At 50.2% G+C, this 4,452-nt stretch carries 5 protein-coding genes and 1 pseudogene; 3 read left to right on the top strand and 3 right to left on the bottom strand.

Annotated features, from left to right (window positions below; translation table 11 throughout):
• Together CE491_RS00940 and CE491_RS00950 are read left to right on the top strand one after the other, a co-directional pair.
• On the top strand, positions 1-506 hold a 506-nt coding region (locus tag CE491_RS00940; RefSeq protein WP_199884927.1), incomplete at its 5' end, for an NYN domain-containing protein.
• A 378-nt stretch (positions 507-884) separates the two neighbouring features.
• A complete protein-coding gene (locus CE491_RS00950) occupies positions 885-1,154 on the top strand; it encodes a hypothetical protein (protein WP_110946508.1) in 270 nt (89 codons plus the stop codon).
• A 274-nt stretch (positions 1,155-1,428) separates the two neighbouring features.
• Here CE491_RS00950 and CE491_RS00955 read toward each other — a convergent pair whose 3' ends face one another.
• A complete protein-coding gene (locus CE491_RS00955) occupies positions 1,429-1,758 on the bottom strand; it encodes a DUF2845 domain-containing protein (RefSeq protein ID WP_110946509.1) in 330 nt (109 codons plus the stop codon).
• A 27-nt stretch (positions 1,759-1,785) separates the two neighbouring features.
• On the bottom strand, positions 1,786-2,925 hold the full coding sequence (locus tag CE491_RS00960; RefSeq protein ID WP_110946510.1) for a hypothetical protein: 1,140 nt from the start codon (positions 2,923-2,925) through the stop codon (positions 1,786-1,788).
• A 609-nt stretch (positions 2,926-3,534) separates the two neighbouring features.
• On the opposite strand from CE491_RS00960, the gene CE491_RS30105 reads away from it, so the two are divergent.
• Positions 3,535-3,822 carry a hypothetical protein gene (locus CE491_RS30105; RefSeq protein WP_199884928.1) on the top strand — a complete coding sequence of 96 codons (288 nt, stop codon included), beginning with the start codon at positions 3,535-3,537 and terminating at the stop codon, positions 3,820-3,822.
• A 498-nt stretch (positions 3,823-4,320) separates the two neighbouring features.
• Here CE491_RS30105 and CE491_RS00965 read toward each other — a convergent pair.
• A pseudogene (locus CE491_RS00965) lies at positions 4,321-4,452 on the bottom strand (IS5/IS1182 family transposase); the annotation flags it as partial.

Here is a 4,452-nt window from a genome sequence, read left to right on the forward strand (position 1 = left end):
TGGTCACCAGTGATTCTGACTTCGCTTACCTTTGCCGCAAGCTCCGCGAGCGTGGCGCATCAGTGTGCATTGTTGGTGAGGCTAAAACACCTGACGCATTACGGAATGCAAGTGACCAGTTCTTCGAGTGGAGCCGTCCGGCTCCAGCAGCAGAGCCAATAGCGGCCACTACCCTGGGTACCCCGTCTGACTGTTCTCCCAAAACGGGTTCGAGCAAGGAGGATCTTGGATCACCTGTGGTTAAGCGGAGGCCCAAGTTTGTTGTAGAGGCTGTGTCGTTGTTGGCCAGTGGGGCAACAGAGGGGAAGGTGACAGCCGGCCTTTTGGGGGCCTACCTAAAGCGCACCGACCCAGCATTTTCACCCAGTGTGTATGGGCACTCAGGATTGATCGACATGATTAAAACCTACGACCTTTTAACTGCAACCATGGAGCCAGGTGGTCATTGGATGGTGGGGCTTGCGAGTAAAGAGGGGCAACCAGAGCTGCAGACACAGGGCCAATAAGCCCGGTATCCCGGGCCTGTCGTGAGCCGATTCTGTGAGTCGGTTGCCGACATTCACAGACACAATGGAAAAATAGAAACCCTCGAATCTAACGACGGTGATCACGTTGGCTCCAAGCATCCGCAAATACCTGCCAGATGATTTTGTAGGCCCCCCTGATCCTTGGGCCATGCTGAAGGTTGACTCGATGATGCGTCTTCTTGACAGCGAGCAAACGCCATATCTCTGGAAGATCGGCGGATACTACGTATGGTGGGACTGGGATGACGGCTGGACTATTGATGGATCACAACCGTGGGATGCGACGTTCGTTCGAAGCCTAATCTGCGCACATGATGGGCGCTATCAGCGTATGGATTAACAACGGAAAGGATGAGCATGGCAGCTAAGAAGCCACCGCACCCCTTGCAAGCCAGCGAAATTGAACGTTTCGAAAGAAACCTTGCGAATTGGCTGAAACTGGACCCAGCGGATGCGATGTATCACCGTTTCCAGGGAATGCTGGAAAGCCAAATTGCGACTCTCCAGATCTGCCAGGTAATCACCCGACATGGAGCGGTGAAGCTGCTCATGCGCATGGGGGAAGCCGGGCTAGAAAAAGAAGCGGCCAACGCAGCCGACAAGGGCGCAGGCCTGAGATTGGTCTGATATGGGAAAAGTAGGTGGGTGAGCAAACTGCAGTTTACTCCCTATGACATATTCCTATATGGGCCGGGGCAGGTTGAGGCGATAATACTTAAAACCGCACAAACTGATACCTGTGTCTCGGGATACCTTCACGCTCAGATCCGAAACTTAAAAGGATATGTCCATGGCTGTTTGATGGGGGGAACAGCACTTGAGAGAAGAAGTGCAGGGCCAAAATGATAAGGCCTACCATCTAATAGAAAATTAGAGTGATAGGCTCCTAACAGGTAGCAGTCTAATTCCATTTCAATAGATTGCCGGAGGGCTCGTTGCGTCGAGTATCTACTCGTATCAACTTGTCGTTGATAAAAAGCATATACTGATAGGCCCCACCGTTCGGACCGTAAACTAAAACATCTGTTTTCTGCGCCCCCTTTCGTGGAACTCCATTATTTCGCATTACAGGCCCATCACTATCCTGTGCGACAGGCTGGCCACACGTATGTAGAACATTTTCAAGGGTGTCACCTGAATTAACCAAATTTGTTCCGCAGCGAGTAGTCGCACTCGCTTCATTTAAGACAGAACATATCAGAAACATTGCTGCTAATGGCTTGACTAACATATAGACCTTCTTGCAAAGCTGTCAGTATCATCCCGCCGCACTTAGAATTTTAAGATAGTTATCAATAGAGTAACTACCATCTCCGACAGATGTAACGGTGATTGTGGTTGTCGCAGCGGCGACCTCAATTCCACGCACCACCACGTTACCATTCGCGTCTGTATCAGAAAGCTGGCCGCCATTATATGCGACAACCAGATTGGTATTGCTTGAGTTCTGAATGATAGGTAGCAAGTAACTGAGGGGTGGGTACTGGGCTGTATTGACAGTGATTGTGGTTAGCATATCGGATGCTGCTACTGCCTGCTGAAGCTTGTCTCCGTTGACAGGATCGACTCCCAGTTGTCGGCCATTAAACTCTAGCGATAGCCTTTTTCCGGTTGTAAGTTGTCTAACCTGTGTAAGTTCGGCAGTAGTGAATGTATGGGCCGAAGCTATCGAGACGTCAGTATTTACCCCTGCGACGCCAAGCGCTGCAAGGATGCCAGTGGGGTTAATATCTAGTACGTCAAGTGCCAGGGATGCCTTCCTGTTGCCTACTGAGCTCAAAACTTGAGAAAGGGTTGAAACTGACAAAGAACCCCCGTTAGTGATCGATAATTCAAGATTGCTAGCCGTAAGCTTAGTCACACAGTCGATAATCGCTGCTGGGGTTGATAGTTTTCCGTCAAGAGTAATGGTATATGGTTTAGTACCGATAGCTGCTATTACGTCGTTCACCCCTCCGGCCGTCAGTGCATTAAGTCCAACAACTGTGCACGACGTACTAGGATCCGTAAACATATTAATTATAGCAACCGCACCTGCGGAGCTGGCTGTCGCGCAATCTATAGAAATAGACCTTTCTTTGCCAGCCAACAAGGCGGCTACCTGTGGAAGCGTAGAAAGCGGCAGGCTGTTAATGGAACTAATGTCAGCCTTGGTGGCAGGGCCAACAGCAGCACTTAGCAATGCGATTAGCTGATCCGTGTTCGCGCTTAGACCAGAAAATTGAAGGGAAAGTCTTTTGGGGCCGGCTGACATCAACAAGTTCTGGAGTTCAACCTGAGGGAGCGCTTGGGGCATAGTCAAGGATGTATTTGTATTAGTACCAGCTGCGGAAAAAATAGACGAGAAGTTATTAAATGAGATTGTGTTTCCTACGCACATCATGTTTAGTTCTTTCATTTCTTACCTCCAAGTTATCAGTTATCAGACTAGCCCTTCATCTGTGCGATTGCAAACCCTTTGGGTTCATTGGTCAGCCGCCAACCATAACGGCTTGTGCCCAATGCCTAATGCCTCTCGATTCTTATTGAATTTGTATTTATCCCTCGCTCCTGGAAGAGACGCTGCCAAGTGGTTGAACTATAAAGATAATCAGGTTCACGCGCCGGTAACTGTAAATAAGGTAATAACGCCTCAGACTTCATTGAAAACCAGTTCAAGCGCTTGCTTGGAATTTGTTCGCCACGACTGGCTGTATTTGGCCAGTTTAAGTGTGTAACAGACACATAGTATGCTGATCAAATCGTATGCAAATGCCTGGTCAGGTCATCATGCAAATGACTGGTCAACTCCATGCAATTACGCACGACGCATGGTTTGAGGTGCGTCACCGGCGCCGCTGAGGGCTTTCCGGCGCGGATGAATACCGAGGGTTTCACCCAGGTTCAAAGCTGGTTATGACGCACAAGGGGCAAGCGGCTACCGCGCCCATGGCCTTGCTGGCTACTGTTCTCCAGGGAGACAATTCACCCCGTCCACCACCAGCTCCACGAACAACGGAAAGACGATATGACTAAAAATTATCATCCGGATGTTACCTACGATCTTTACTGCTTTGATGAGGATTGCCAGCGAGATCCGTTTCCGCGATACGAGGTTGCTAATCGGAGCTTTTATGATGTCGTTGATCGACTACCTGACGGTACCCACCGACGGAGCATTGGAATGGTGAAATTAAGCCGCAGCGGTACAAATCTTGTACTTGCTGTAGAACATTCCGAGCCGCTGGGCGTCATTGAGAACGGTCTTTTCATTCGAGCAGACGGCCAGCGTTTTGCGCTCGTCGAGGTGGGGTAGAGTTTCCCTGGCTCTGGACTTTAATGAATCACGGAAACACCGCAAAACACCACCGGCTCTTGATTGGGCCTTTTGCAGTAACAGGGTGCAATTTCCGCGTCCGTGAAATCGCCGAGGTATTCTAATGCTCATTGCTTCCAAAAGCGGCTGCATATCGGCGTCCAAACTGGTCAGCGAAACGGACAAGGTTTGGACGCTGGAGATCGAAAATAGTCTGCATCGAGTCAGCAAAACGGACAGCCGATAGCGCGCATTCAACGCTATGTCCGACGCCTTGAAGTGGGCCGGTGCCGAACAGGACATGATCGATCATTTTGTTGCTCTTGAAGCCGAAAAATCTGCCGTCAGCAACCTGGTGCAGGGTTGAAGGAAAATGCCCAAGTACAGCACAAGCCCAGCGCCGCGCTGGGCAGCGGCAGTAGAAGGATGTCGATGTATCGTCAGCGAAAACGAAAGAATATCAGCGATAATGGACCCTCAGCCCAGCCCTCGTGTGCCTTAGGTTTTGTACGAAAAGTATTGCCGCATACAACGTAGGCTGCAGGCCAGTGTGACCATGGCTGCGTAGCTCTTGGCCAGCTTGTCGTAGCGAGTGCCGATTCGGCGATTCTCTTTTAGCCAGCCAAACAT

It is taken from the genome of Pseudomonas bohemica, assembly GCF_002934685.1.
Taxonomy (GTDB): Bacteria; Pseudomonadota; Gammaproteobacteria; order Pseudomonadales; family Pseudomonadaceae; genus Aquipseudomonas; species Aquipseudomonas bohemica.